We start from the raw sequence: 26,406 nt of genomic DNA, 5'->3' as shown, positions 1-26,406 counted from the left end.
TTAAGCAAAATTAATCTGAATATTTAATCTCAAAAATCTAAAAAAAGCTCAGCTATACAGCTGAGCTTTTTTACTTTTATGTCTCAACAATCCCTTCTAAATCATCAAAGGTATAATTGTTGGGTACATTAATCATGTGTGTTTGAACACCTTCTTCAACGACTTCCCCAACTTCTGGATAAAGCCATCTTGTGATTTGTTCAGCAACACTCGAATGGTATTGAATTTCAAAATGATTCAAACCATAGAAAACAGCTTTATGTGTATCTGGCAATTTAAGCTGAAAACGAGGGTTCGGATGTTCACCAAGAGCACTCTTAACACTGACGAGATAATCACCTATCACTTTAAGTGCTTTATTTTTAACTTTCTCAAATTCTAATGTACCAGCAATCAGGAATGTGTTGATATGAGATGGTAATGGTGCAGGTTTACGATTGTCGTCCGCGAAGCCGATACGCGCATCATTATGTTCCCAGTCATCATCACGAACACTACCATATCGTAGATCGAGTATCCCATTACTGCGTACATTTACTAATTGACCGATCAGGCTGATAAAAGGGAATGCCCCTAATTTGTCTTGTAAGACAAAACCAAATCGTTCCAGTACGGCACCGTGATGTGGGGAACCGATACATACGAGATTTTCTACCATATGTACCCATTGATGTAGATTTTGTTTGCCATAGAAAAGCGCACTGCGTGAAACCAGTCCACCCATGCTATGTCCGATCAAATCGATACTGGTAATACGAGGGTTTCTCTGGATCAAATCTTCTAATACGTTGGCAAAACTGCGACCATTTGCAGAGATTCGACGACCTGTATTGTAATTTAAATACAGCATCGTGTTATTGTCACGCTGAGCAAGTAAACGCTCACCGATTCCGCCATAACGATGATTTGACCAACTCAAATGGTTCATACATAAACCATGTGTGAGTATTACGATACGCCCAGTAAGTTCACCTTGCTGTAATGATCCATAGTGATCATATAACACCATCGGTAATGCCATTGGGTTATGTTGTTTTAGGAAGAAATCCCCAAAAATCCCATTCAATGCCCCTACAACAAAATGAAGGCTTGGCGTTAATGGTTTATCGTGTAGAACTGGAAATTTTTCAACGATATGACGCAGACTAGGAGCAAGAAAGCTACTCCCGTATTTTTGAATAGCATCATATGAAAATTGATAGAATTTCTGTAATTGTGGATGTTTCTGTAATTTTTTGGCTTTTTGTGCACTTAAACCGAGCGTAGTCCTTAACACTTCAGTTTGAATTAATTGCACCAGTTCATGAACACCACTCAAACTTGTGCTCACTAATTGTGCCAAACCTTCCAAAACATCTGCCTGACTTGGGGGCGTACTGTCCCATTTGCAGTAGGTTTCATGCAGAGGTGTTAAACTTGGCATATTATTTTTCCCCATCCTTGATATATATACCGAAGGTTTGAAGTTATTAACTTAACATTGTTTAGATAAACTACAACAAACTCTTACATCTTATGTCTTTCAGAACTAATTTTTTTAGAATACTGATGAATGGAATTCAGTATCGTTTTTTGTGTCAGACAATATCGAGCTTAAATGTAATTTATATTGTTATATGTTTAATCATTACGCAAAATAATGTGATTTATTTCACAATAAGTCAAGCGCTTGTCTAATTTGGTGCATATGCAAATTATCTATTTACATGGTTTTAGAAGCAGCCCACTGTCAAAAAAAGGGCAAGAGCTGTATCAATATTGTGCAAATCACGATCATATTCACGTGCATTTGCCCGATTTGAATCAACCACCTGAAGTGGTCTTAAAATACGTATCTAATTTAATCGAAAGTTTACCACTCGATCAAGTTGTATTGGTAGGTAGCAGTTTGGGTGGATTCTATGCGACATATTTTGTCGCCAAATATGATTGTCCTGCTGTACTGATCAATCCTGCTATGCAACCATGGCAACTCTTTCAAGAATTGTTTGGTATTGAGCAAATCCCACTCAAAGTCACTGAATCATGGACGCTTGATCACGATCAATTGCAGCAATTACAATCAATTGCTGATACGAAACCAGAACAGGCTGATAAAATTCTCGTGCTGTTGCAACAAGATGATGAAGTCTTGGATTATCGTCAGGCACAACGCTATTATAGTGCCCTACATCCATCTGCATTGATATTAACGGATGTGGGGGGTAATCATGCAATGGATGATTTCAAAGACAAATTACCCTTAGTACTCGAATTTTTGTCGGCAGGCATATAAAAAGGAAGTCAGATCAAGTGACACAATACACGGCACAATCCCTCGAAGTTCTTTCTGGTTTAGATCCTGTTCGTCGTCGTCCAGGGATGTATACAGATACCTCGCGTCCAAACCATTTGGCGCAAGAGGTGATTGATAATGCTGTCGATGAGGCGCTGGCAGGGCATGCCGACCAAATTTGTGTGACGGTCTATGAGGATGGTTCGTTGTCAGTTGAAGACAATGGCCGAGGTATGCCTGTCGATATCCATCCAGAGTATGGTCAAAGTGGTATCGAAATCATTCTGACCAAGCTACATGCAGGTGGTAAGTTCAGTACTGATAACTATCAGTTTTCAGGTGGTTTGCACGGTGTTGGTATTTCTGTGGTTAATGCTTTATCTACACGGGTTGAAGTCGATGTACAACGTCAGGGTAACTTGTATCAAATGGCATTTGAGCAAGGTGAGCCTGTTGCGCCATTGTCTGTGTTAGAAGGTAAAGTTGCGAAACGTGCGACGGGGACAACCGTTCGTTTCTGGCCAGAAGCCAAATATTTTGATAGTCCAAAGTTCGCATTAAAAGCGCTTAAACATAATTTAAAAGCCAAAGCAGTATTAGCCGCAGGCTTAAAAATTATTTATGACGATAAAATAAATAACGAAAAAATCGAATGGCAGTTCGAAAATGGTCTGGTTGACTATTTAATGGATGAATTGGAAGATCGAGAGATTTTACCAGCACCTGCTTTTGTGAGTAGTGGACAAGCAGAAAGAGCCGCGTGTGAATTTGCAATTTGCTGGAATGTTGAGGGCGGTGAACAGATTCAAGAAAGTTATGTCAACTTGATTCCAACTGCGCAAGGCGGTACGCATGTGAATGGATTGCGTTCGGGGGTCACGGAGGCTTTACGCGAGTTCTGTGAATTACGTAATTTATTACCGCGTAATATGAAGCTTTCGGCAGAAGATGTCTGGGATGGGGTGAATTTCATCCTATCTTTAAAATTCCAAGAGCCACAATTTTCAGGACAAACCAAAGAGCGTCTCTCGAGTCGTGAAGCTTCGAATATTGTGCTCAATATTGCCAAAGATGCATTTGCGTTATGGTTAAACCAACATGCTGAGATCGCAACTCAACTAGCTGAAATGGCAATCGCTAAAGCAGGTCGTCGTTTAAAAGCAGCTAAGAAAGTCGAACGTAAGAAGATTGTGGCTGGTCCAGCATTACCTGGAAAATTAGCAGATTGTGTCGGCTTAACCCGTGAAGACAGTGAGCTGTTTATTGTCGAAGGGGATTCAGCAGGCGGCAGTGCTAAACAAGCGCGGGACAAAAATTTCCAAGCGATTATGCCGATTCGTGGAAAAATCCTAAATACTTGGGAAGTCTCTTCGGATGAGGTCTTGGCATCTCAGGAAGTCCATGACATTGCGATTGCGATTGGTGTTGATCCAGGCAGTGATGATTTGTCTGAACTACGTTATGGCAAAATCTGTATCCTTGCCGATGCGGACTCAGATGGTCTACATATCGCAACTTTACTCTGTGCATTGTTTGTGAAACATTTTCCAGCCTTAGTTGAGGACGGTCATTTATTTGTCGCGATGCCACCGCTTTATCGTATTGATATTGGCAAAGATGTGCACTATGCCCTAGATGATGATGAGTTAGAGGCAATTCTGAAAAAAGTAAAAGGCAATAAAAATCCACAAATCACTCGATTTAAAGGTCTGGGTGAAATGAATGCCAGTCAATTACGTGAAACCACGATGGATCCAAATACACGTCGTTTGGTGCAACTAGATTTAGATGATGCACATTTAACTGCAGGTTTGTTAGACAAGTTACTCGCGAAAAAACGAGCGGCTGATCGTAAACACTGGTTAGAGCAGAAAGGTAATTTGGCGGATATTGTGGTTTGATTTGAATCGATTTTTGCATAGCCCAGTTGATCTGGGCTTTTTTATGTCTTTTTAAAAAATGTAAGTTCATAAGCAGAAAAACAAACATGGAATGCTATTTGCTTTTTATCTCTTGGTAAAATTTTATTTAGCATCTGAAGCGTATTGATCAAAATAGCTTGTTTGTTTCTAAGATTTTAAAATTCAAATATATCAAATTCTTAAATGATAATAGTGAAAATAGAATGAAGCGTTTTTTAAGTATTTTTTTCCCAATTCTGTTTAGTAATACGATTTTTATTATGAGTGGTGTCATTGATACCGCATTTTTATCTCACTATAGCCATGTGCATTTAACAGCTTTATCGGTTTCTCTCTCAGTTTATATGATTGTTTTTGTGGTGGGCTACGGATTACTACAAGGAATGTTTCAAATCCTCGCAGAAGAAAAAGGGAGGGAAATTAATCAGTAGAAATTAACCAATATCGTAAGCTTGGCGGTATTAATCGCAGCTGTGTTTAGTATTGTTGCGATTGTTTTGATCAATAATACCGAGCATTTATTAACCTTTTTTCAAGCATCAGATACCGTCCTGTTATTGGTTAAAAATTGTTTGATGATTTTTTCAGTCGATCTAGTGGTTCGGCTATGTTGCCGTATCTTAACCATACAAATACAGGTTCTTGATCGTCCAATTATCGCCACTTATATAGGCGTAATTTTTTTATTGATTAAGTTGCCTCTGTCCTATGCTTTGATCAACGGTGTAGCATACTTTGATATTGCACCTTGGGGTGTCTATGGCGCCGTATTTTCGACATTGCTTGGGGATAGCGTGATGTTGATATTGTTATACGGTTATATACGTGGCAAAGCTATTTTTAAACTTGATCTGAGTCACTTTTCCTTTAGTTATGAATTGTTGCGCCGTTTTCTTCGAATTGGAATACCTACCGCATTGATGATCGTGATTGATGTGATTGCTTTTATGGCAACTTCGATTCTAGCATTACCACTTGGTAGTATTGTGATTGCCTCGCATCAGGTGGTCGCTAGTATTTGTTCCATGCTATATATTTTATCTGCTGCATTTTCTGTTGCTTTCAGTTTAATGTTATCTGAAAAAATTGGCGCTCAACAGAAACAAGTTGCTTTGCTTTGGTCAAAAAAGACCTTTCTGCATATCTTTATTTTTGCCGTCACTTTATGCAGTGTATTATTGCTTATTCGAGATGAGTTCATTTCTCTATTTACCCAAGACCAAGCGGTTATTCAAATCACGACCTCCCTCTTTATCCTCGGAATTTTGTTTCATTTAGCAGAGGCAATGTTATGTATTTTTGCAACGGTATTACGCTGTTGGGGCATAACGATTGTGCCAAGCATGATTTATAGCACTTCATTATTGATCTTTGGTTTAAGTGGTGGACAGCTATTGGCATATTGGGGAATGGATTGGTGGCTCTTTGAAATTACTCCATTAGGTATTGATGGGTTTTGGATTGCTTTAATTGGGTCGTATAGCTTAGCTGTCACCATGTGTGCTTTATGTTTTAAATACCGAAATGCCACTTGGATTCGTTGAAACAATCTGATTTTTTGAATCTTCTGGATCAAAAGGTTAAATACTCTTTATCTGATCAAGCTATCAATTTTCTATTTTGCCTAATTGTGCTTCATTTTAGTTCAGCATGTATTTTTTGTATGCAATGTTGTATACAAGATTGGATTTTTTTCTACTGATTTGAATTAATTTTATTATAAAACAATAATTTGTTGTGTTGGCACAGATATTGAATAACTCCATTCAGTAAAAATCAGAAGATCAACCTGTGGAGAACAAAGATGCAAAATAAATTGATGTCGATGTCTGTACTTATGGCAGCGATGATGGGGGTAGGACTGGTCGGTTGCTCAAAACCAGCAGAGAAAGCAGAACAAACAAAAACTGAAGCAAAAACAGCACCAGCAGAAAGTGGCGACACCATTAAAGTGGGGATTCTGCATTCCCTTTCAGGCACGATGGCGATTTCTGAAACTTCCTTGAAAGATACAGCATTGATGACTATTAATGAAATCAATGCGAATGGTGGTGTACTCGGTAAAAAATTAGAACCTGTTATCGTTGATCCAGCATCAGATTGGCCGTTATTTGCTGAGAAAGCTCGCCAGTTAATAACTCAGGACAAAGTCGCTGTTATTTTCGGTTGCTGGACATCAGTATCACGTAAGTCGGTTCTTCCTGTGGTTGAAGAGTTAAATGGTTTATTGTTCTATCCAGTGCAGTATGAAGGTCAGGAACAATCTAAGAATATTTTCTATACTGGCGCAGCGCCAAACCAGCAAGCGATTCCTGCGGTTGAATATTTAATGAGTGATGAAGGGGGCAAGGCTGAACGTTTTGTCTTACTTGGAACAGACTATGTTTACCCACGGACCACCAATAAAATTTTACGTGCTTTCTTGAAGTCTAAAGGCATTGCCGATGCAGACATCATGGAAGAGTACACACCGTTTGGTCATAGTAATTATCAAACCATTGTTGCCAATATCAAGAAATTCTCCGCAGGTAAAAAGACTGCGGTGATCTCCACCATCAATGGCGATTCCAATGTTCCTTTCTATCGTGAGTTAGGCAACCAAGGTATTAAAGCTGCTGATATTCCAGTGATGGCTTTCTCCGTTGGTGAAGAAGAATTACGTGGAATTGATACCAAACCATTGGTGGGTCATTTAGCGGCATGGAACTATTTCATGTCAGTTAAAAATCCGAAAAACACCGAGTTTGTGAATAAATTCAAGCAATATGCAGTGGAGTACAAACTTCCAAATGCCGATAAAGTTGTGACCAACGATCCGATGGAAGCGACTTATGTTGGCATCAATATGTGGAAACAAGCGGTCGAAAAGGCAGGTACTACTGAGGTTGATAAAGTTCGTGATGCAATGGCAGGTCAAACATTTGCAGCACCATCGGGTTATACCCTCAAAATGGATGAAACCAATCACCATTTACATAAGCCTGTGATGATTGGGCAAATTCGTGGTGATGGGCAATTTGATGTGGTTTATAAAACGCCTCAAACCATCAAAGCTGAGCCTTGGAGCCCATACATTCCTAAATAATTTTCCTATGCAACTTGCTGTTTCGGCAGCAGGTTTTTCTTAGTTTTATTTCTGATTGATTGGTTTAAATAGAAAATATAAGGGGAGTCTTATGGCGAAACACTATGTTTTGGCAATGCTCTGCATCATGGCACAGATCATGTTTAATCCTGCATGGGCAGAAGTTACTTCACCAACAACTGTGACGTCTACAACTTCTCAGGATGCCATCCAAACTTTTGTTAAATCTGACTTTGCTACTCGTCGTGCCATGTTGAATCAATGGCCAGCCAGTATTGAACAACTGGATCAGTTGGTGGCATATATTGATCAAAATGAGTTATATAGTGATAGTTCAGGCAATACTTATATTCTAAAAAACGATGAAAAATTATTAAGTTACCCACAACTACAAGTCGTCGAAACTTGGCCTTCAGACTTGTCTCAAGTGACTTTGGTCAATACTTTGCGTAAGGCGCTGAACTTTGGACAAGCCAAAGTTAAATTGAATTCTGATGATGCATCACAACGTTTAGCCGCTGTTGATATTTTAGAAAATAACTTGGATGAGCTTGATGTCGCAACGATCAAACAACTCTATCTCAATGAAAAAAGTGAAGGTGTTAAAGCCCGTTTAGCACAACTGAAAGCTCGTTTAGATTTTAATAGTTCAGATGAATTCACCAAGATCGAAGCAGTAAAAGTTTTGGCGGATTCAAATCGTCCAGATGTATTGGCTTTAATCAATCAAAGTTTAGAACAACCACAAAATAATCCCGCATTGAAAGCAGCTTTAGTAGAAGCACAAAATAAAATTAAAACGCGTATTCAAATCAGTGAATGGTCAGGGCATGTATTTTCGGGTCTCAGTACTGCCAGTATTTTACTTTTAGCAGCGCTTGGTCTTGCAATCACATATGGTTTGCTTGGTGTCATCAATATGGCACATGGTGAACTCATCATGATCGGTGCTTATACCACTTACGTCATTCAAAGTTTTTTTAAAACGCACTTTGCAGGTTTAGTCGATTGGTATTTATTGGCTGCGATTCCTGCTGCATTTCTGGTGAGTGCGCTGATCGGCATGTTGATTGAACGTACTGTGATTCGCCCGCTTTATGGTCGCCAATTGGAAACATTATTGGCAACCTTTGGTGTGAGTTTAATCTTGATGCAATCGGTTCGGATGATCTTTGGCGCACAGAACGTTGAAGTGTCGAATGTCGCATGGCTCAGTGGTGGTATTGCCCTGACGCCAAGCCTGATGTTGCCGTATAACCGTATTGCGATTATTGGCTTTACCGTAGCGGTATTACTACTTTTAGTTTTCTTATTAAACAAAACCCGTTTCGGATTATTTGTCCGCGCTGTGACACAAAACCGTCAAATGGCGCGTGCCGTGGGCATTCGATCTGCACGTATCGATATGCTGGCATTTGGCTTAGGTTCAGGTTTAGCTGGTCTTGCAGGTTGTGCTTTAGCACAAGTAGGTAACGTCGGTCCTGATCTCGGACAGAACTACATTATTGATGCCTTCCTTGTTGTTGTCGTCGGTGGTGTGGGGCAAGTGTGGGGTGCGGTACTTGCAGCCTTAGGTCTAGGGATTAGCGGTACAGTTCTAGAGATTGGTCTAGGTGCAGTTTTAGCAAAAATTATTCTCTTGGTTCTTGTGATTTTGTTTATCCAAAAGCGTCCACAAGGTTTGTTTGCCATCAAAGGTCGTTTCGTGGAGTAAGCCAATGAAAATCACTTCTTTATTTGCAGATAAACCGTATAGCGCAATTGCGATTGCCATTTGTTTTGCCGTGTTATTGAGCTTACCTTGGTTACATCTGTTATCCCCTGATTCGGCATTTTATCTGTCAGCGTATTGGATTACGTTAATTGGCAAAATCATGTGCTTGGCTTTGGTCGCGTTGGCACTGGATTTAGTGTGGGGCTATGCAGGGATTCTAAGCTTGGGGCATGGTTTGTATTTCGCCTTGGGTGGTTATGCCTTTGGCATGTACTTGATGCGCGAATCCGCAGGTGATGGCTTACCTGATTTCATGCGCTTCCTCAGTTGGACAGAACTCCCTTGGTATTGGGTGGGGACTGAGCATTTTGCTTGGGCGATGATCTTGGTTTTATCTGTGCCTGCCTTAGTTGCGTTTATTTTTGGTTTCTTTGCTTTCCGCTCAAAAATCAAGGGTGTGTATTTCTCAATTATTACCCAAGCTATGACTTTTGCCGCAGCCTTATTATTCTTCCGCAATGAGACAGGTTTTGGGGGAAATAATGGCTTCACGGGTTTTAAAACCTTACTCGGTTTTGATATCACTTCAGCGCCGATGCGTGCCAGTTTATGTTTTGTCACTGCTTTGGTGTTAATGCTGTGTTTTATCGGCTTACGTCAACTGATGAATCGTCCTTATGGTCGAGTGCTTGGCGCGATTCGTGACAGTGAAAACCGTTTGCAATATTTGGGCTATCGCACACTGTGGTACAAGCTTTCAGCATGGGTGCTATCGGCAGTGATTGCAGGTATCGCAGGGGCGTTGTATGTGCCACAGGTTGGCATTATCAACCCAAGTGAAATGAATCCAGTCAACTCGATTGAAATGGCAGTGTGGGTTGCCGCAGGGGGGCGTGGTACCTTGATCGGACCCATTCTTGGTGCAGGTTTAATCAATGCTGTGAAGACTTATTTCACAGTTGCAGCACCAGAAGCTTGGTTATTGATCTTAGGTGCTTTATTTATCGTGGTGACGATTTTCTTACCGAAAGGTGTGATTGGTTTATTTGACCGTTTTAAAAAGGAGAGCAATTAAATGAGTGATTTATTCCTAGACTCAGCTCAACATGGCGGTCAACTCGGCGAGGGCTATGGACGCGCCAAAACTGAAGGCGCAGATTTTAGTCATGGGATTGCCTTGTATTTAGAAAAAGTCAGTGTCTGGTTTGATTCGTTTCGCGCTCTCAATGATTTATCACTGTACATCGCTGAAGGTGAATTGCGCTGCATCATTGGACCAAATGGTGCGGGGAAAACCACACTAATGGATGTGATTACAGGTAAAACGCGTCCAACCACGGGCACTGCTTTTTTTGGTCAAAACTATGATCTTGCCAAAATGAGTACCGAGGAAATTGCGGAAGCAGGGATTGGGCGCAAATTTCAAAAACCAACGGTATTTGAAAATTTCACTGTGATGGAAAATTTATTGCTCGCTGCACCACGCGATAAGCGAGTGAAAAAAAGTTTGTTTAGCCGACTTGATCCAGAAGCACAGTTAGCACTGGAGGAAAGTTTGGAGCAAATTCGCTTAAAGGAATTTGTAAAAAAGCCCGCAGGATTATTATCTCATGGTCAAAAGCAGTGGTTAGAAATCGGTATGTTATTGATGCAACGTCCGAAGCTGATTTTATTGGATGAGCCTGTGGCGGGTATGACCGATGCGGAAACAGAACGCACCGCTGAATTGTGTTTAGAACTTAAAAAGAATCACACCTTAGTAGTGGTCGAGCATGACATGAGCTTTATTGACACTATCAGCGAGAAAGTTACGGTATTGGCGCAAGGCGCAATTTTGGCAGAGGGCACATTGGCAGAGGTACAAGCCAATGAAGATGTGATTGAAAAGTATTTGGGACGCTAGGAGACTGCCATGTTAGAAGTGAAAGAAATTAACCAGTTTTATGGTGGTAGTCATATTCTGCGTGACGTGTCTTTTCAAGCGCCTGTAGGGGAATGCAGTGTCGTTCTAGGACGGAATGGCGTTGGTAAAACCACGTTGCTGAAATGCTTGATGGGGATTCTCCCGATTAAATCAGGACAGATTTTGCTAGATGGCAAAGACATAGCCAAGATGTCTCCTGAGCAACGAGTACGTGCAGGATTGGCGTACGTGCCGCAAGGACGAGATATTTTTTCAACTTTAACCGTAGAGGAAAATATCTTAATTGGTATGGCGAAATTTTCAGGTGCGAAAACTCGAAAAGTACCGAGTCATCTGTACGAAATTTTTCCTGTCTTGGATGAAATGAAGCATCGCCGTGGTGGAGATTTGTCAGGTGGTCAACAGCAACAGCTCGCGATTGCGAGAGCGTTGGCTTCGGAGCCAAGAGTCTTGATTTTGGATGAACCGACTGAGGGGATTCAGCCCTCGATCATCAAAGACATTGGTCGGGTGATTCGTAAATTGGCAGATCAGGGTGAAATGGCGATCGTTTTGGTGGAGCAGTTTTACGATTTTGCTGAAGAACTGGCAGATAACTATACGGTGATGGCGCGTGGTCAAGTGATTGCAAACGGGCAAGGTGCAGAAATGCCGGAAAAGGGGATTCGGGAATTGGTGGCGATTTAGTATCGACCCTATATATCTCATTTTACTATTTAGAAACTAGATATTAAAAAAATGATTATCTTTCGGAGTCATACCTAGTAGTCTTCTAATTTTTAAATACGCCTTCCGCTGGAGTTACTTTGGTTTTGCCCAAAGTAACCAAAGGCATTGTCATTCACAAAACCTGTTCAATTCTTGGATTTTTTCTATTGTTTCGCAGAAACAATATCTTTCAAAGATTACGCAGGTTGTGAATGACGTTTCCGAGACTCATAAGTTTTCTTAAATTTTTTGTTGAGTTTGAGGGTAAAGATCATTTATTTACCTTCAACCTTATAGAACGTGCCGCCCGCATAGACGTTATGTCCAAAACCACATCCAGACTCGCCACTATTTTGTTTCACCTCAATTTTTTGACCATTATTTGTATCATTCGTAAATTGAAGCTTAATCTGGCAGTCCTCATAATGATAGTTGGCTTGCTTTGCAGTGATCGGCATTGTGGTATCAAACTGACCTAAATTGGGACCATAAATAAGACCACGAATGCCAAAATAATAACCTTCAAAATTAATTAGATATTTATTTTGTTGTTTCTTGACCGTAATGTAATCCCATTGTCCGAAACCATTGGCTCTTACATACGTGCCTTGTAGGTCTTTCGTGATCTGCGGTTTAGGAAGCTGTTTTAAATTGTATAGACTGATTTTTGAATCTTCATTTCTTAAAAACCATACTCTTGCCCATTGTGGTTTACCTAATTTTGCATAACTCAACCCGACATTATTATTGGCTATTTCAATCTCTCGATCAGTCACTTTAATACCGCTTTCTTCAGCATTCATTTGGCAGAAATGTACCCATGCGGCTTGATCTTCAAATTGTTTCACTGCTTTGGCATATTGCTTTTGGTCGTAGAGCTTTTTCCCATTTAGAGCGTATTGTTTTACTTTGGCACAGCCTTGCTGTAATTCTTGCTCAAAAGACGTTTCTGCAAAACTAACGGTTGTTGCTGAAGCACATGTAATGATTAAAGCGAGTTGTGAAATTTTCATGTTTTAAATTATTTTGTAAATGAGATGTTTTTATTCTAACCAACTACATATGCATAGTAGAGATGAAATTGTTCTGTTTATGAACGACTCAATTGTAGTTGCATTAAAACTAAATCACGCCATTTGCCAAACTTTTGTCCCACTTGTGGCATATAGCCAGTTTGAATAAAACCCAGTTGTTGATGTAATACGATTGAACCCGTATTTTCGCTATCAATCGCTGCCACCATGACATGCATATGCTGTTGAGTCGCAAGATGAATCAGTTGTTGCATGAGGGCTTTACCTAAACCCTGACGAGCATAATTCGGATCAATAAAAACAGAATGTTCAATACTGTGTCGATAGCCTGTAATACTACGAAAGGCAGAGTAATAGGCATAACCCGCAATTTTTCTCAATGACTGATCTTCAACGACAATCATAGGAAATTGCTGTTGTTGCATCTCCTGAAAGCGCTGTTGATATTGCGCTAAAGTAACGGCTTGATCATTCCAGTTGGCTGTGCCCGTGATGATTTCATGATTGTAAATAGCGAGAATCTGCTCAAGATCATCAGTAGTTGCAAAACGAATTTGATAAGAGTTTTGTAGTGTATGCGTTGCAAGTATAAGATCGTGAGACATAACAAAATAAAAGAAAATTCATCTATTTCAATATGCGCGATCTAAAAAAAAACAGCAAGGAATTCCTTGCTGTTTTGATCAGTCAAAACCGTTTAGAAATGGTATTTCACTAAAGCACTGACATTATTTTCGTCGCTGCCTTTGATACCAAACTTGTTATTCCAAACAGAATGTTCTACGCCCAAATATAAACGTGTTTCAGGTGAAATGTGTTTACCTACATTCCATTTATATTGGGTTGTCCAGTTAAGTTCACTCGCATGGTCTTTTTCTGCTGTAGACCAGTCAAGGAAACCATCAACTAAGAAATCTTCGCTAGATACTTTAAATGGAACCGCATAAGCGATAGTCATTTGATAGTCATCTGCTGTATTTTCATTATTTGCACGGTAGAAATTGACATTCGCATATTGGAAATAAGGAATTGCAAGATCGAAACCTACACCGTATAAGAAGTTATCAAAACTAGAAAAGTCATCATTGTTACTTTCCCAAGTCGTTGAGATCAACACATCTTTAATCGGACCAAAAGTAAGTTTCTGACCTGAAACCTCACCCAAGCTCAAGCGTGGAGAAAGCTCAAAATAAGTGCTTTTATGATCGTCGCTACCACGCATACGATCCATAAAGAAGAACACATCGGCATATTTTACTTTTGCCGCATATTCAACTGTTAAAGTTGTTTGTTTTTCATCAACCACTTCGTAGTTTTCGCCATATAAACCCGTTAGGCTGAAATCCTGCCAAATTGGTTTCGCTTGAGCGAAAACTGCTGTAGATAACAATAAAGATGTAGCCGCAAGTTGCTTCAATTGCATTTAAAAAATCTCCCCCACAAAAGGCGTGTAAAGCATACAAGTTATGAAGCAAAAATAAAGCCAAATTTGACCAAATGCTCAAAAGAATTGTATACGGTAAACGGTCTGCTAAAGATAAGATTCGGTAAGAGAATCTTTTTGATCAAGTTTTAATAAAAATGTCAAAAATCAGCTTGCATATTTCTGATGAAAGACAGATATTGGAATCATAGAAGATCTTCTAAATAACTGAAACACAACTGATGTGAAGCAAGGAGACGACAAGCATTTACATAATCAGAATATACAACTGCACTGAATGAATGCATGCTCAAAGTGTGCTGAATAAAAAGCTTCGTAGAACCGTCTCAATATAGAAGAGAGGAAGATATTTATGAATATTGAAATCCGTACAGATAAAAACATCCATGGTAGCGAACGTTTAATTAGTTATATCCGTGCAGAGCTTACACAAGAATTTCAACGTTATAGCGAACGTATTACACATTTTTCGGTTCATATTAGTGATGAAAATGGGGAAAAAACGGGAGATCATGACAAACGCTGTATGATCGAAGCCCGTCCAGCAGGTATGAAACCTGTAGCTGTGACACACAAAGCTGCAAATATCGATGCATCTATTCATGGTGCAATTGATAAATTACAACGTAGTTTGGAACATTTATATGAGAAAAAAGACCACCATCGTGGAGCTTTACCAGAATATGTTGATGTCGATGATGATATAAAAGTAGATGATGAGGCGTAGTGAGCGCGTTTAAAAAAAGCCCAGGATTGGGCTTTTTTTATGCCTGTATCAAATTTATACATGATTTTTAGGTCGTTTTATAAAATCCCGATGGGATATTCGGCATAATAGGCGAATTAAATACTTTGTGAGAATTGGTCATGTTAAGCAATCAGCAACAGGCCTTGGTGCAAGCCATACAACAACTCGATTTAGACCAAGTGCAAGCATTACTTGCTGAAGGACTTGACCCAAACTTTATTGATCCAGAACAAGGACCACCTGTTTCAGTTCTTTGTGATGGTTTGTTTGCGTGGTGGGAAAAAATTTGTGAGGCTTATGAAGCTGGCAAGCCATTAAGTGAAGATGAAAAACAACAAGAACTTCACGTTTATCTTGCTATTTTAGACGCATTAATTCAAGCCAAAGCAAATCTACATTTGTGGGATGCTGAAGAATTTTATGGTCCGCTTTGGGACGCTGCAAGCTCGGCATGTGTCCCTGTGGTACAGCGTTTACTAGATGAAAAAGTTGATCCAAATACACGTGATGAAGAAGGACTAACGATTTTATCTTCGATTAGCCAATTATTCTTTGATTGTGATTTTGATGAAATTGATTGGTCAGAATCGCTGAAAGAAGAACGTGAGACACTCGAATTATTGCGTCAGCATGGCGCCAAAATGTCAAAAGAGCTAACAGCATAAGTTTAGCGAAAACAAGGAAAAGGGGTTCATCATGAAGAAGCTTAACGCTTTAACTTTTATAGCTGCGTCAATGCTAGCAAGCACGACTTTTGCGGCAGAATTTTCATTTGATCGTCCTGGTGCAGGGATCGGAACAGGGATTACACCTGTTGGTCAACTTGCTTGGGAACAGGGCTTACCAACAGTAAGTTACCAAGAACAAAATATTGAAGGTGTAAAAGATAAAACTTTAACCCTAAATGGCGATATGTTGTTGCGTACAGGTTTAGCAAATGGTCTAGAACTGCAATTGGGTTGGCAAGGTCCAGTATGGCAACAACACAAGCGAGCTGGATTTAAAACTGAAACTGATGGTTTAGGCGATGTCAGTATTGGTTTAAAGAAAGCGATTGATCTGAAAGATGATCGTTTATCGATGGCGGTGTTAGCTGAAGCGATTATTGCAACGGGTAATGATGAATTCACAGCACATGATGATATTTACAGCTTAACTTCAGCTGTTGCCTATGAGTTCAGTGATTTAATCGGTACGTCAATTACCATGCGCTATGAAGCACAAAATAGTAATTGGGCAGTGACAGCGATTCCAACCATTGATTATAAAATTGCAGGTAAATTATCAGGATATTCTGAGTTTATTTATCGCAAAGCAGAGAGCCAAGACTATCAATATGGTTTAGGAACTGGATTGGTTTATGCCATCAATGATCGTGCACAGCTTGATGCAAGTGTGGGTGTTGATTTAGATGGTGATGTGAGAAGTTATAACGGTGGTTTAGGCGTATCCGTTTTATTCTGATAGATGATCTCTCAAATGCTCTATGTTGAACTGCCATTCAAGAAATCGGGCATTTGAGAGAACATAGAGAGATGATATGAAAATGCATGTTCGGGGTGAGGCTAGTGTCTCGCTGATCCAATACTTTTTGGGTACATTATTGCTGTTATGTGGGTCTTTAACCTACGCCCAAGAAAATTCAGCAGCACCATTATTAAGCCCTGAAGAGGCATTTACATTTTCAGTTGAATCGACGCAAACCGATCAAGCACGATTGCGTTGGGAAATTCAGCCAAACTATTATTTATATCAACATAAATTTGAAGTTCAGCAAGGCAATCAAGCTGTTGCGTTGGATTTGCCCAAAGCCGTTGAGCAATATGATGAAAACTATGGTCATAGCCAAGTTTATTATCAGCAAGTTGAATTCAATATTCCGACACTAGCATCGCAGCACTACCGTGTCACATGGCAGGGTTGTGCCAAAGATCGAATTTGTTACCCACCTCAAACGATTGACTTTCAAACCGATATTGATGGTTTGGTGAGTATGCAAAATACCACTGCAAACTCTCAAAAGCGTTTTTTAGATGTTGCTCGATCTGCTCAGGCAGCGAATACAAATAACGCAGTATTAAGTGAAACTCCACAAGACCAATCAACGGTAGACAGCAACAATACTGTTATGGCCCAAGATCAGAAATGGTCGAGCACATTAGAACAACATTCTTTAGCTTATAGTTTGGCTTTATTCTTAGGATTAGGGATTTTACTGGCATTCACGCCATGTTCATTGCCGATGTTGCCTATTTTGACATCATTGATCGTGCGTGAACATAAAGGTGTTAAAGCATGGATGATTGCATTGACCTTTGTGATCAGCATGGCGATGGTATATGCAGTACTTGGATTAATCGCATCAGCTGCAGGGTTGAACTTTCAACGGTGGCTTCAACAGCCAGCAACATTAATTGCCTTTAGTTTATTGTTTGTGGTTTTCGCACTCAATTTATTTGGTTTATTTGAAATTAAACTGCCACAAAAATGGGTCAATCATCTTGATCGAATGCAATCGGTGCAACAAGGTGGAACCTTAATTGGCGCAAGTGTGATGGGGATGATTTCAGCTTTGTTGGTTGGTCCATGTATGACTGCTCCACTTGCTGGAACGCTACTGTTTATTTCACAGACCCAAAATCAATGGCAGGGTGCATTACTCTTGTTTACGCTCGGATTTGGAATGGGTATACCTTTGCTTTTGGCGAGTGTACTTGGTGCAAAAGCACTTCCTAAAGCGGGAGAATGGATGCATCAAATCAAGGTGATTTTTGCCTTTTTGATGTTAGCGCTCAGTTTGTATTTTATTCGACCACTTTTGCCTGAATTGGCGATGCAGATTCTCAGTCTATTATTAGGTCTTGGATTTATTGTTTTTGCAGCGTATCGACTCTTTGTGAAGACGAGCCAATTAAAATGGCTATACGCATTATTGTTATTGGTTGTTGTTCCTTTTTTGGCATTTAATCAATATCAGCATGTACAGAATTTGACAACGCAACAAGCTGATCAACTTGCTACTTGGCATATTGCACAAACAGCAGATGAGTTTGAACAACTTCTTGCAACTGCGCCGAAAGATCAAATGATCGTGGTTGATGTGTATGCAGACTGGTGTGTGGCATGCCAACCGATTGAGCATCGGATCCTAAAAGATGCAGAGGTTCAACATGCTTTGGCTCCTTATTATTTGATCAAGCTTGACCTTAGTCAGTATGATTTATCGCATCAGAACTTACTCAATCAATGGGACATATTAGGTCCGCCAACTTATTTATTCTTAGATCAACAAAAGAAAGAAATACGTGCTTTACGTTTGACGGGTGCATTCCAGAAATCTGAATTAATACAACAACTCGCTGCATTAAAAGAGAAATCATTATGAATTATCAACTGTTTATCGGAAATAAAAATTACTCCACATGGTCGATGCGTCCGTGGATTTTGTTAAAACAGGCAGGTATTGCATTTCAAGAACATTGGATTCAGTTTGATAGTTTTGAGCCAGATAGCCAGTTCAAAACTGAAATTCTAAAACTTAATCCAACAGGAAAAGTACCTGCTTTAGTTGATGAGGATATTATTGTTTGGGATAGTCTGGCGATTGCAGAATATATTGCTGAACAACATCCTGATAAAAATTTATTACCTCAAGATAAAAAGTTACGTGCTCGCGCACGTTGTATTAGTGCAGAAATGCATAGTGGTTTTCAGAATTTACGCAATCTTTGTCCGATGAATGTTGAAGCGGATTTATCACATATAGGAAAACAGCTTTGGGCTGAGCATGAGCAACTGCGTAATGAAGTCGCACGTATTGATCAAATTTGGTCAGGGCGACCAACCGAAGATCAGTTTTTGTGTGGTGAGTTTAGTATTGCCGATGCATTTTATGCACCAGTGGTGATGCGTTTTGAATGCTTTGACTTTCCTATTTCAGCATCAGGCAAAAGCTATATAGACAAGATTTTGTCTTTACCATCGGTTCAACAGTGGATTGCGGAAGCAAAACAAGAGCAAATGTTTGTACCTTTTGATGAGCCATATCGTCAGACTCGAGATGAATATTTAAAAAAATAGACAAAATTTAAACAAAGCTCTCAACCTTTTAATTCGGTTGAGAGTGCTATTATGGTGGAAAATTCCACTAATAATAGAAGAGGCTACGCGATGTTTTTTAATATGTTTAAAGAAATATGGCGTGCTTCAAATCAATTATATAAGAATGAAAAACAGCATTTAATTTTTTTGAGTATATTGGTTGGTTTGGCAAGTTTAGTCAGTGCCATTCTCCCTTATTTTATTAAATTAATTATTGATCAAACTCATAAAAACCAAAGTATAGGCTATATTTATGTACTCGTGATTTCTTACTGTTTTGCTTGGCTATTATCCCAAATACTTGAATGGGTCAAAAATGCTTTAGGAGGGCTAATCACGGCAAAACAAGAAACATCTATTCTGATTACGGGTCTCAGCAATTACTTAAGAATACAGAAGAAGCAACAAGATAAGATTGATACAGGAGTGTTTAATGCGGAAGCCATAAGAGCTAGTAAAGCATTTTCTATGATTATATTTGCTGTGTTATTGGTCTTTGTTCCTGTCATCCTACAACTCTTTTTTATCAGTTATATTTTATACTTAAATATTGGTTTAATTTTTTCTCTTGGTTTTATCAGTGCTGCCATACTTTTATTTCTGATTTCAAATTTAATCAATCGAAAAAGTAAAACTTACTATGAACCGTTATATTCGATAGGAAATATATTACAAGGCAGATTTTTGGAAAAAATTAATCATGCCTATGAAATTAAGGTCAATAATGTAGCTGATTTTGAAGTAGCTCAATTTGAAAAAAGTGTTAAACGATTTGTTGATCAAAGTTTTTATAGTCATTCTCGAATTGCAGCTTTGATGGTTCTACAAATCGCGTTTATCTTTCTTTTCTTGTTAGTTTTTTTGTTGCTTTCGACAAAATTATTTTCTTTGGGAACAATCACTACGGGGGATATGGTGATGATAAGCTCTTATATCATGATGCTTACGACGCCCTCTCTGATGATTTCTCAGCAGATTAATTTACTTGCTGGGAATATGGTAGCGATTGAGAAATTTTATCAATATTTGAAGTTGGAAAAAGATCAATTGAGTGATCACACCTTTACTGAAGAGGATATCGCATTTTTATTTAATGATGCTGTATTAGAAGTCGGTGGTAAAAAAACAGTTCCATTTAGTCTCAAGTTTTATAAGCATAAGATGTATGCCGTAGTTGGTAAAACAGGAACTGGTAAATCTACATTAATTAATTATATTTTAGGTGCGTATAGATTACACGCTGGGCAATTGTTTTATAAAAATTTAGACATTACATATGCTTATTCAAATAAAATCTTTGAAGAAGTCGCTTTTGTTGGGCAGAGCAGTACAATCTCGACGGGGTCATTAAGAGAGAATCTGATCTATAACTCTCAACATGATTATCCTGATCAAGAGCTTCTTTCATTGATTGATTATTTTGAATTAGGAAATATTCTAACTGATCATCAACTATCTTTAGATAGCGAGATTGATGAATATATCAAAAGTTTTTCAGGAGGAGAAAAACAAAGACTTAATATTTTACGTGCTTTTCTTAAGCAGCCCAAAGTTATGATTTTAGATGAACCTACTTCAGCATTAGATCCTAAAACTGCCATTAAAATATTAAAGTTTCTCCAAGACAATATTGAAACCCTTATTGTGATTACTCACTTCAAAGGGTGCATTGAGTTAGCTGATGAAATAATTGACATCGAAAAAATACTTAGTTTTTCGGAGTCTTATTCTTTGCAAGCCTAATAAATTTTAAAGATCAACCCACCAGCTCACTAAATACTTTGACTTGGTTACGTCCATTTGCTTTGACTGCATACAATGCTTGGTCAGCTTGACTAATAATTAAGTGTGACTCACTGGCATTTTGTGAGCTGCTAATTCCAAAACTAGCACTAACCGAAAATTCTTGATGATCTTCAGAAATAAAACTTAATTGTGAAATCGCAATTCGACAACGTTCAGCAATGCTTTTTGCTTGTGTTGTACTGGTGTTGGGAAGCAAAATAATAAATTCCTCGCCCCCAAAGCGACCAATCATGTCTTGATCACGTAGATTTTCAGTTAAGCATTTCGCGACATTTACTAATACTTCGTCCCCTAAACTATGTCCAAAGTGATCATTAATATTTTTGAAATGATCAAGGTCGAGCAAAATCACAGAATACAACTGATCGGCTTGTTGATTGAGCTTCTCTAGCTGATTACTAATGCTTCTACGATTCATGACATTGGTTAAAGGATCGAGGCGGCTCAGAGCTTGAATGGCAGTTTCACGAGTACGCCATTGTTGCAGTAAAATTTCAAATAAATACAAACAAGCCAATAGAATTGGGAGCAGGAAGAAGAACATACTGCCAACCCAGAAAGGGTGCATTTCCGCTTGATTTAAGATCTCAGGATTAAATATTGGCGCATACTGAAGGATGCCATACATACTGAGGAAATTACAAAAGAGCAGAGCAATGGTCGCGGGAATCAAAGCGCAGTAGATCATACGACGATCAAACAAGATGAGACCGACACCGACTACACTGGCGTATGTCACCATGGTCGCAGGACTAAAACTGCCGATCAGATAGCCTGTATGGCAAAGCAATACCGTAAAAATCTGTACACTCAAAATAGGAATAATTTCCTGAACCCACACTCGATCTTTGTAAAAATAACAAGGAATAATCAAGCTGAGAAAAACGATCAGCATGATCAAGTTGGTGAGTAGTTTTGAGCGAACAAGAGGTAAATTCACCCATTGCCATGTACTAGGATTCAGCAAGACAAAACTGTCCCACAAAATTCCAAACAAGCTCATCAGTGCAGCGAGTATTAGCAACAAAATACTTTTTTTCAGCATGTCCCAATTGATAAGCGGTTCATGCTCCCAAAGTTGTGAGAAATTCCATTTTTCTCGTTTTGCTAAACTCTTAAAGTGAACCTTCATCATTGATATGCATCCTTTATGCAATGAGATTCCTAAGAACGGTTATAAGTGTAAATTTGTCATCAAAAAAATTGAAAAACGATTATTGAAATTACAATAGCATCTTTAGATTGAGAAAAAAGTCTAGCTCTCGGTTTTTAATGTTAAATCGCAAGGGAAAATTTTTTGGAAAAAGGTTTGATTATCTAAATAATCGATCAAATTTTAACTATTATGACAAAAATAAATTAAGAGTGACAATGGTCAGCCATAGCTGACCATTTTTTTCATTTGGAGAAAATAAGTTAATTTCGATCTAATGAATGAGCAAACTCAGCAATATCCGCTAGTGCTTGTTTCGCTTCAGGGAACCATGCATTAAACATTTGGAAGTTATGCCACATGCCTGTGTAAAGTTTGAAGTTCACTTTGACATTGGCTTTTTCCGCCTTTTCTCTAAAGCGTTTTGAATCATCCAATAGGATTTCCTTAGAGCCGACTTGAACCAACGTTGGCGGTAAACCTTTTAGATCATCAAATAAAGGAGATACGCGAGGATCATCCGCTTGAATCCCATCCTTCAAATAATGATTGATTCCTGCTTGTAAAGCTTCAATCGAAAGTAAAGCATCATGCTTCTGATTGAAACGTAATGATTCACTGGTGAGTGTCAGATCTAAATATGGTGACATTAAAATCATACCACTTGGCATCAGTTCAGGCTGTTGCTTCAAGCGTAAGCAAAGCGCCAATGCAAGGTTAGCCCCACACGAGTCGCCAGAGACAATAATATCTTTGGGTTTAATTCCTTGTACCAGCAGTGCTTGGTATACATCAAAAATTGCATCTATCGCCTCTGGAAATGGATGTTCAGGTGCGAGAGGATAATCTACATGGATCACCTGCATTTGAGTACGAGCTGAGATGTCAGTCATTAACGCACGATGTGTGTTTAGGCTACCTAAGAAAAAGGCCCCCCCATGAATATGAAAGATCAGTTGGGTTGCAGAAGCTTGAGCTTTGATTTCTTCACCGCGAACACCCGCCAAACGTAGTGGTCGAATTTGTACTGTTGGATTCTGAGGAAACAAGCGACAAAGTTGATCTAAAACAGGTCGTAACGCATTCGGTGCTAAATTAAACTGACTCGGTGTGCGAATAGTCGCTTTTAGTAACGATTCAGTAAAATAATATTTCCAAACAGTACCAAATTTCATAATTTTTCCATATTGTTAGGTCAGTATAATAATAAGTAGAGTTCTTGAACTCCTGAGGTTATACCAAATAGTCATAATCAAGAATTGCAATATCGATTGAAGTTCTCAATACTCTTGGTCTTGAAAAGACCCCCTTAAGGATATTACAAAAATGAAGAAAATTGCTTTAGCATTTGGATTGCTCGGTTTAACAACTTTTGCCAATGCGGCAGATGCGCTTAACGGTAGTGTTTGGCAAACGATTGATGATGAAACTAAACAACCTAAAGCGATTGTGAAGTTTACAGAGCAAAAAGACGGCACGCTCAATGCATCAATTCAAAAATATTTAGTGGCTGGTCAGGAAAATGCCTGCACTAAATGTGAAGGTACTTTTAAAAATAAACCGCTTAAAGGCGTGACAATTGTTCACGGTCTTAAAAATGCAGGCGGTACAAATTATGATGGTGGTTCTATCATTGATCCTAAAAATGGTAAAACTTATAAATTGAAAGCTGAAATCATCGATGGTGGTAAAAAGCTTAAATTACGTGGCTACATCGGCGTTGCAGCATTAGGTCGTAACCAAACTTGGATTCGTACCAACTAAACCGAATTCGATATAAAAAAACCGAGTGTAAATCCACTCGGTTTTTTATTGTTTGCTTATTTTAAGCCGATAAATTTGCATAAGCCGCTTCATCAAAACCGATCACATAACCTTGAGGAGTTTGTAAAACTGGGCGTTTAATCAAGCTCGGTTGTGCGATCAATGTTTCAATCAGATTTGATTCGTTACTAGTCGCATGATTTTGTTCCGCTTCGCTGAGTTTGCGCCATGTGGTGCCTTTTTTATTTAATACTTTGTCTGCGCCAATCTCTTTCAGCCAAACTGTTAAAGTTTCAGCATCAATGCCTTGTTTTTTATAATCATGAAATTCGTAAGCAATTCCTTTGGCAGTTAAAGCATCGAAAGCTTTTTTCATCGAATTGCAATTTTTAATACCGTAAATTTTAAACATACTGAAAAACCATATAGATTGATTAAAAGATTTATTCGAAAGCCTAACGTAAAAACTGACTCAGTTGCCAATCGATATTGTTTATAAAGTTGATTGAGAGATTTCTAAAAGATGAGTGATTGATTAAATTGTTCTTATATATTGAGCACAAAAGCTAAAGACAGCGTCAAGAAAAAAATTGAATATCTAAAAAAGAGAAAACCCGCATCTAATCATCCTGATCATGCGGGTCTCATTTCAACGTCCAATGTCTCATCCTTGCAAATAAACTTAAACTAAGTTTATTTTATCTTCCTACGGCGTCCTATCCCTTCTGGTCATCCTGACCGCTTCCCTGTGCCGTGGTGCTATAATGCCGTTACAGGTGATAAATAAAAATACACAAAAAACGACACGATATGTAAGCTAAAGAAGCGGTCAAAGTGAACAACTGTTCACTTATTCGTTTATTTTGTAGTCGATGATCACAGGGGCATGGTCGCTAAACCATTGTTCTTTATAGACCCATGCATTAGCTGTACGTGCTTTCCAGTCTGGAGAGCAAGCTTGATAGTCGATGCGCCAACCGACATTTTTCGCACGGGCTTGACCGCGATTTGACCACCATGAATATAATTCTGCTTCTTGGCGGACTTCACGGAAAGTATCCACATAGCCCAAATCATCATAAATGTGATCAAGCCATGCACGTTCATGTGGTAAGCAGCCTGATGATTTTTGATTGCCTGACCAGTTTTTAATATCAATACGTTTATGCACGATATTGTAGTCACCACAGACGATGATCGATTTATTTTCATCTCGCCATTGTTTTAAAATCTTGGCGTATTCTAGTAAAAATAAATCTTTACGTGCTTGTGCATCTTCACCACTTGAACCTGATGGTAAGTATAGAGAAGCAATATGAACAGGATGTGACAGTCCTAAATCAAACTCCGCCGTGATAAAACGCCCTTGCGAGTCAGCAAGTTCAAAGCCAAGTCCATTTTTCACCGTAATAAACGGCAAACGACTATAAATTGCTGTACCTGCATAGCCTGCACGTTCAGCTGGAAATAAGTGCGTATACCAACCCTCAGGTTTGAATTTATCAGTCCATTGTTCATGGGTGATGCGGCTTTCTTGCATACATACGACATCCGCATCGGACTGTTCTAACCATTCGAGTAGACCTTTGGTTACTGATGAACGTAGCCCATTTACGTTAATTGAGACGACTCGAAGAATTTTTACATCACTTGGATAGCTATCCTTTGGTATCATGCGTATGTTTAACCTCAATTGATGAATTTGGAGCACCTTATGACAACGCCTGTGTCATTTAATCCGCAAGCTTTTATTGAACTCGCATTATCACGTGGTGTGCTTAAATTTGGTGAGTTTACCTTAAAATCAGGTCGTGTCAGTCCTTATTTCTTTAACGCAGGTTTGTTAAATGATGGTGAAGCACTCTCTCTTTTAGCACAAGGCTATGCAGATAAATTGGTTCAGTGTGACAATGTCGGTGTGATTTTTGGTCCTGCGTACAAAGGCATTCCTTTTGTAGCAGCAACTGCGGTTGCGTTGTCTCAAGTACATGGTAAGAGCGTTCCTTGGGGTTTTAACCGTAAAGAAGCCAAAGATCATGGTGAAGGAGGGGTGTTGGTTGGTGCATCGGTTGCAGGTCAAAAAGTCTGGATCATTGATGATGTGATCACTGCGGGGACTGCGATTCGTGAAGTTGTGACTATCTTAAAAAATGCTGGTGCAACGATTGCAGGGGTATTAGTGGCGTTAGATCGTCAAGAGCGTGGTCAAGGTGAGCTTTCTGCGATTCAGGAAGTACAAAAAGAACTCGAAATCCCTGTGCATGCTTTAATCACAATGAAAGATTTGATGGATTATTTGGATGCAAAAGGCGAGAAAGAAGCATTGGCAAATATGCAGGCTTATCGTGAAAAATATGGCATCTAAGTTTTAAGTGTAAGAGAAAAGGAAGCAAAAGCTTCCTTTTTTAGTTTTGAAAACAGACTTCATATCGGGTTTCTACTTACTTAGTATTTCATTCAAATAAGATAGTTTTCAATAATTCTAAATATTTATACTATTTCGAAAATTTTTCCGCTTAGGTTACTTTGAAAAAACATTTCAAGACTGGGTCTTATGTTTTCACCTTCAACTGTAATGTGTTTTATATCAGAAAATAACTGGGTATTTTCGAAATTATTAGACTTCTTGCAAAAATCAAAAAACGATCAACGTTTTGTTTGTTTTTTATCCACATTAAAAAGTCATGTTCTACTATCATGAGTACATGAAATATGAAAAAGTAAAGAT

The 26,406-nt window shown here is 38.9% G+C and carries 23 protein-coding genes and 1 pseudogene; 16 read left to right on the top strand and 8 right to left on the bottom strand.

The features are described 5' to 3' along the window. Positions 1-76: 76 nt before the first annotated feature. A complete protein-coding gene (locus ACSC97_RS11390; protein WP_004910011.1) occupies positions 77-1,423 on the bottom strand; it encodes an alpha/beta hydrolase in 1,347 nt (448 codons plus the stop codon). Positions 1,424-1,687: 264 nt separating this feature from the next. Here ACSC97_RS11390 and ACSC97_RS11385 point away from each other — a divergent pair, with 264 nt between their 5' ends. From ACSC97_RS11385 to urtE, 8 genes and pseudogenes are all read left to right on the top strand, one after another. Then, positions 1,688-2,275 (top strand): YqiA/YcfP family alpha/beta fold hydrolase, encoded by a 588-nt coding sequence (locus tag ACSC97_RS11385; protein WP_004951198.1) that lies wholly within the window; start codon positions 1,688-1,690, stop codon positions 2,273-2,275. Positions 2,276-2,292: 17 nt separating this feature from the next. Continuing rightward, the gene (parE, locus tag ACSC97_RS11380) at positions 2,293-4,176 is read left to right on the top strand and encodes a DNA topoisomerase IV subunit B (RefSeq protein ID WP_436661002.1); all 1,884 of its coding nucleotides are present in this window, start codon (positions 2,293-2,295) and stop codon (positions 4,174-4,176) included. A gap of 224 nt (positions 4,177-4,400) precedes the next feature. Further along, a pseudogene (locus tag ACSC97_RS11375) lies at positions 4,401-5,741 on the top strand (MATE family efflux transporter). 260 nt (positions 5,742-6,001) lie between these two features. After that, complete coding sequence (gene urtA, locus ACSC97_RS11370; RefSeq protein WP_436661000.1) at positions 6,002-7,282, top strand: urea ABC transporter substrate-binding protein; 1,281 nt, start codon at positions 6,002-6,004, stop codon at positions 7,280-7,282. A gap of 91 nt (positions 7,283-7,373) precedes the next feature. Beyond that, the gene (urtB, locus tag ACSC97_RS11365) at positions 7,374-8,996 is read left to right on the top strand and encodes an urea ABC transporter permease subunit UrtB (RefSeq protein ID WP_436660998.1); all 1,623 of its coding nucleotides are present in this window, start codon (positions 7,374-7,376) and stop codon (positions 8,994-8,996) included. Between the two features lie 4 nt (positions 8,997-9,000). Beyond that, on the top strand, positions 9,001-10,071 hold the full coding sequence (urtC, locus tag ACSC97_RS11360; protein WP_241282293.1) for an urea ABC transporter permease subunit UrtC: 1,071 nt from the start codon (positions 9,001-9,003) through the stop codon (positions 10,069-10,071). Beyond that, complete coding sequence (gene urtD / locus ACSC97_RS11355) at positions 10,072-10,899, top strand: urea ABC transporter ATP-binding protein UrtD (protein WP_004909986.1); 828 nt, start codon at positions 10,072-10,074, stop codon at positions 10,897-10,899. It begins immediately after the preceding gene. 9 nt (positions 10,900-10,908) lie between these two features. Further along, positions 10,909-11,607 (top strand): urea ABC transporter ATP-binding subunit UrtE, encoded by a 699-nt coding sequence (gene urtE, locus ACSC97_RS11350; protein ID WP_087539924.1) that lies wholly within the window; start codon positions 10,909-10,911, stop codon positions 11,605-11,607. A 296-nt stretch (positions 11,608-11,903) separates the two neighbouring features. On the opposite strand, the gene ACSC97_RS11345 is transcribed toward urtE, so the two are convergent. From ACSC97_RS11345 to ACSC97_RS11335, 3 genes are all read right to left on the bottom strand, one after another. Next, positions 11,904-12,641: a hypothetical protein gene (locus ACSC97_RS11345; RefSeq protein WP_125297528.1), complete on the bottom strand. Its 738-nt coding sequence runs from the start codon at positions 12,639-12,641 to the stop codon at positions 11,904-11,906. 77 nt (positions 12,642-12,718) lie between these two features. Next, positions 12,719-13,267 carry a GNAT family N-acetyltransferase gene (locus tag ACSC97_RS11340; RefSeq protein WP_151826075.1) on the bottom strand — a complete coding sequence of 183 codons (549 nt, stop codon included), beginning with the start codon at positions 13,265-13,267 and terminating at the stop codon, positions 12,719-12,721. A 92-nt stretch (positions 13,268-13,359) separates the two neighbouring features. Next, complete coding sequence (locus ACSC97_RS11335) at positions 13,360-14,085, bottom strand: outer membrane protein OmpK (RefSeq protein ID WP_436660994.1); 726 nt, start codon at positions 14,083-14,085, stop codon at positions 13,360-13,362. A 373-nt stretch (positions 14,086-14,458) separates the two neighbouring features. On the opposite strand from ACSC97_RS11335, the gene ACSC97_RS11330 reads away from it, so the two are divergent. The 6 genes from ACSC97_RS11330 (at position 14,459) to ACSC97_RS11305 (ending at position 20,698) form a co-directional block, all read left to right on the top strand. Continuing rightward, complete coding sequence (locus ACSC97_RS11330; protein ID WP_004951232.1) at positions 14,459-14,833, top strand: HPF/RaiA family ribosome-associated protein; 375 nt, start codon at positions 14,459-14,461, stop codon at positions 14,831-14,833. Positions 14,834-14,973: 140 nt separating this feature from the next. Further along, entirely contained in the window at positions 14,974-15,519 is a 546-nt protein-coding gene (locus ACSC97_RS11325; protein ID WP_004909975.1) for an ankyrin repeat domain-containing protein, read from the top strand. Positions 15,520-15,550: 31 nt separating this feature from the next. Next, a complete protein-coding gene (locus ACSC97_RS11320) occupies positions 15,551-16,318 on the top strand; it encodes a transporter (protein WP_042891097.1) in 768 nt (255 codons plus the stop codon). A gap of 76 nt (positions 16,319-16,394) precedes the next feature. After that, on the top strand, positions 16,395-18,239 hold the full coding sequence (gene dsbD, locus ACSC97_RS11315) for a protein-disulfide reductase DsbD (RefSeq protein ID WP_436660991.1): 1,845 nt from the start codon (positions 16,395-16,397) through the stop codon (positions 18,237-18,239). Next, entirely contained in the window at positions 18,236-18,934 is a 699-nt protein-coding gene (locus tag ACSC97_RS11310; protein ID WP_436660989.1) for a glutathione S-transferase family protein, read from the top strand. Before dsbD ends, ACSC97_RS11310 begins: the two co-directional genes overlap by 4 nt. A gap of 51 nt (positions 18,935-18,985) precedes the next feature. Then, positions 18,986-20,698 (top strand): ATP-binding cassette domain-containing protein, encoded by a 1,713-nt coding sequence (locus ACSC97_RS11305; RefSeq protein ID WP_436660987.1) that lies wholly within the window; start codon positions 18,986-18,988, stop codon positions 20,696-20,698. Between the two features lie 13 nt (positions 20,699-20,711). On the opposite strand, the gene ACSC97_RS11300 is transcribed toward ACSC97_RS11305, so the two are convergent. Both ACSC97_RS11300 and ACSC97_RS11295 read right to left on the bottom strand, forming a co-directional pair. After that, the gene (locus ACSC97_RS11300; protein WP_004909968.1) at positions 20,712-21,896 is read right to left on the bottom strand and encodes a GGDEF domain-containing protein; all 1,185 of its coding nucleotides are present in this window, start codon (positions 21,894-21,896) and stop codon (positions 20,712-20,714) included. A gap of 281 nt (positions 21,897-22,177) precedes the next feature. After that, entirely contained in the window at positions 22,178-23,089 is a 912-nt protein-coding gene (locus ACSC97_RS11295) for an alpha/beta hydrolase (protein ID WP_004909966.1), read from the bottom strand. A gap of 151 nt (positions 23,090-23,240) precedes the next feature. Between ACSC97_RS11295 and ACSC97_RS11290 the strand changes: the two genes are divergently transcribed. Next, entirely contained in the window at positions 23,241-23,678 is a 438-nt protein-coding gene (locus ACSC97_RS11290; RefSeq protein WP_004909965.1) for a DUF2147 domain-containing protein, read from the top strand. Positions 23,679-23,739: 61 nt separating this feature from the next. On the opposite strand, the gene ACSC97_RS11285 is transcribed toward ACSC97_RS11290, so the two are convergent. Continuing rightward, positions 23,740-24,090 (bottom strand): arsenate reductase, encoded by a 351-nt coding sequence (locus ACSC97_RS11285; protein WP_005403416.1) that lies wholly within the window; start codon positions 24,088-24,090, stop codon positions 23,740-23,742. Positions 24,091-24,528: 438 nt separating this feature from the next. Then, positions 24,529-25,353 (bottom strand): exodeoxyribonuclease III, encoded by an 825-nt coding sequence (locus tag ACSC97_RS11280; protein WP_004909961.1) that lies wholly within the window; start codon positions 25,351-25,353, stop codon positions 24,529-24,531. A 39-nt stretch (positions 25,354-25,392) separates the two neighbouring features. Between ACSC97_RS11280 and pyrE the strand changes: the two genes are divergently transcribed. Continuing rightward, the gene (gene pyrE, locus ACSC97_RS11275) at positions 25,393-26,043 is read left to right on the top strand and encodes an orotate phosphoribosyltransferase (RefSeq protein WP_004951249.1); all 651 of its coding nucleotides are present in this window, start codon (positions 25,393-25,395) and stop codon (positions 26,041-26,043) included. Positions 26,044-26,406 lie beyond the last annotated feature (363 nt).

Source organism: Acinetobacter sp. P1(2025) (assembly GCF_051390655.1).
GTDB classification, from domain to species: domain Bacteria; phylum Pseudomonadota; class Gammaproteobacteria; order Pseudomonadales; family Moraxellaceae; genus Acinetobacter; species Acinetobacter junii.
This window is presented reverse-complemented; position numbering and strand designations above follow the sequence as displayed.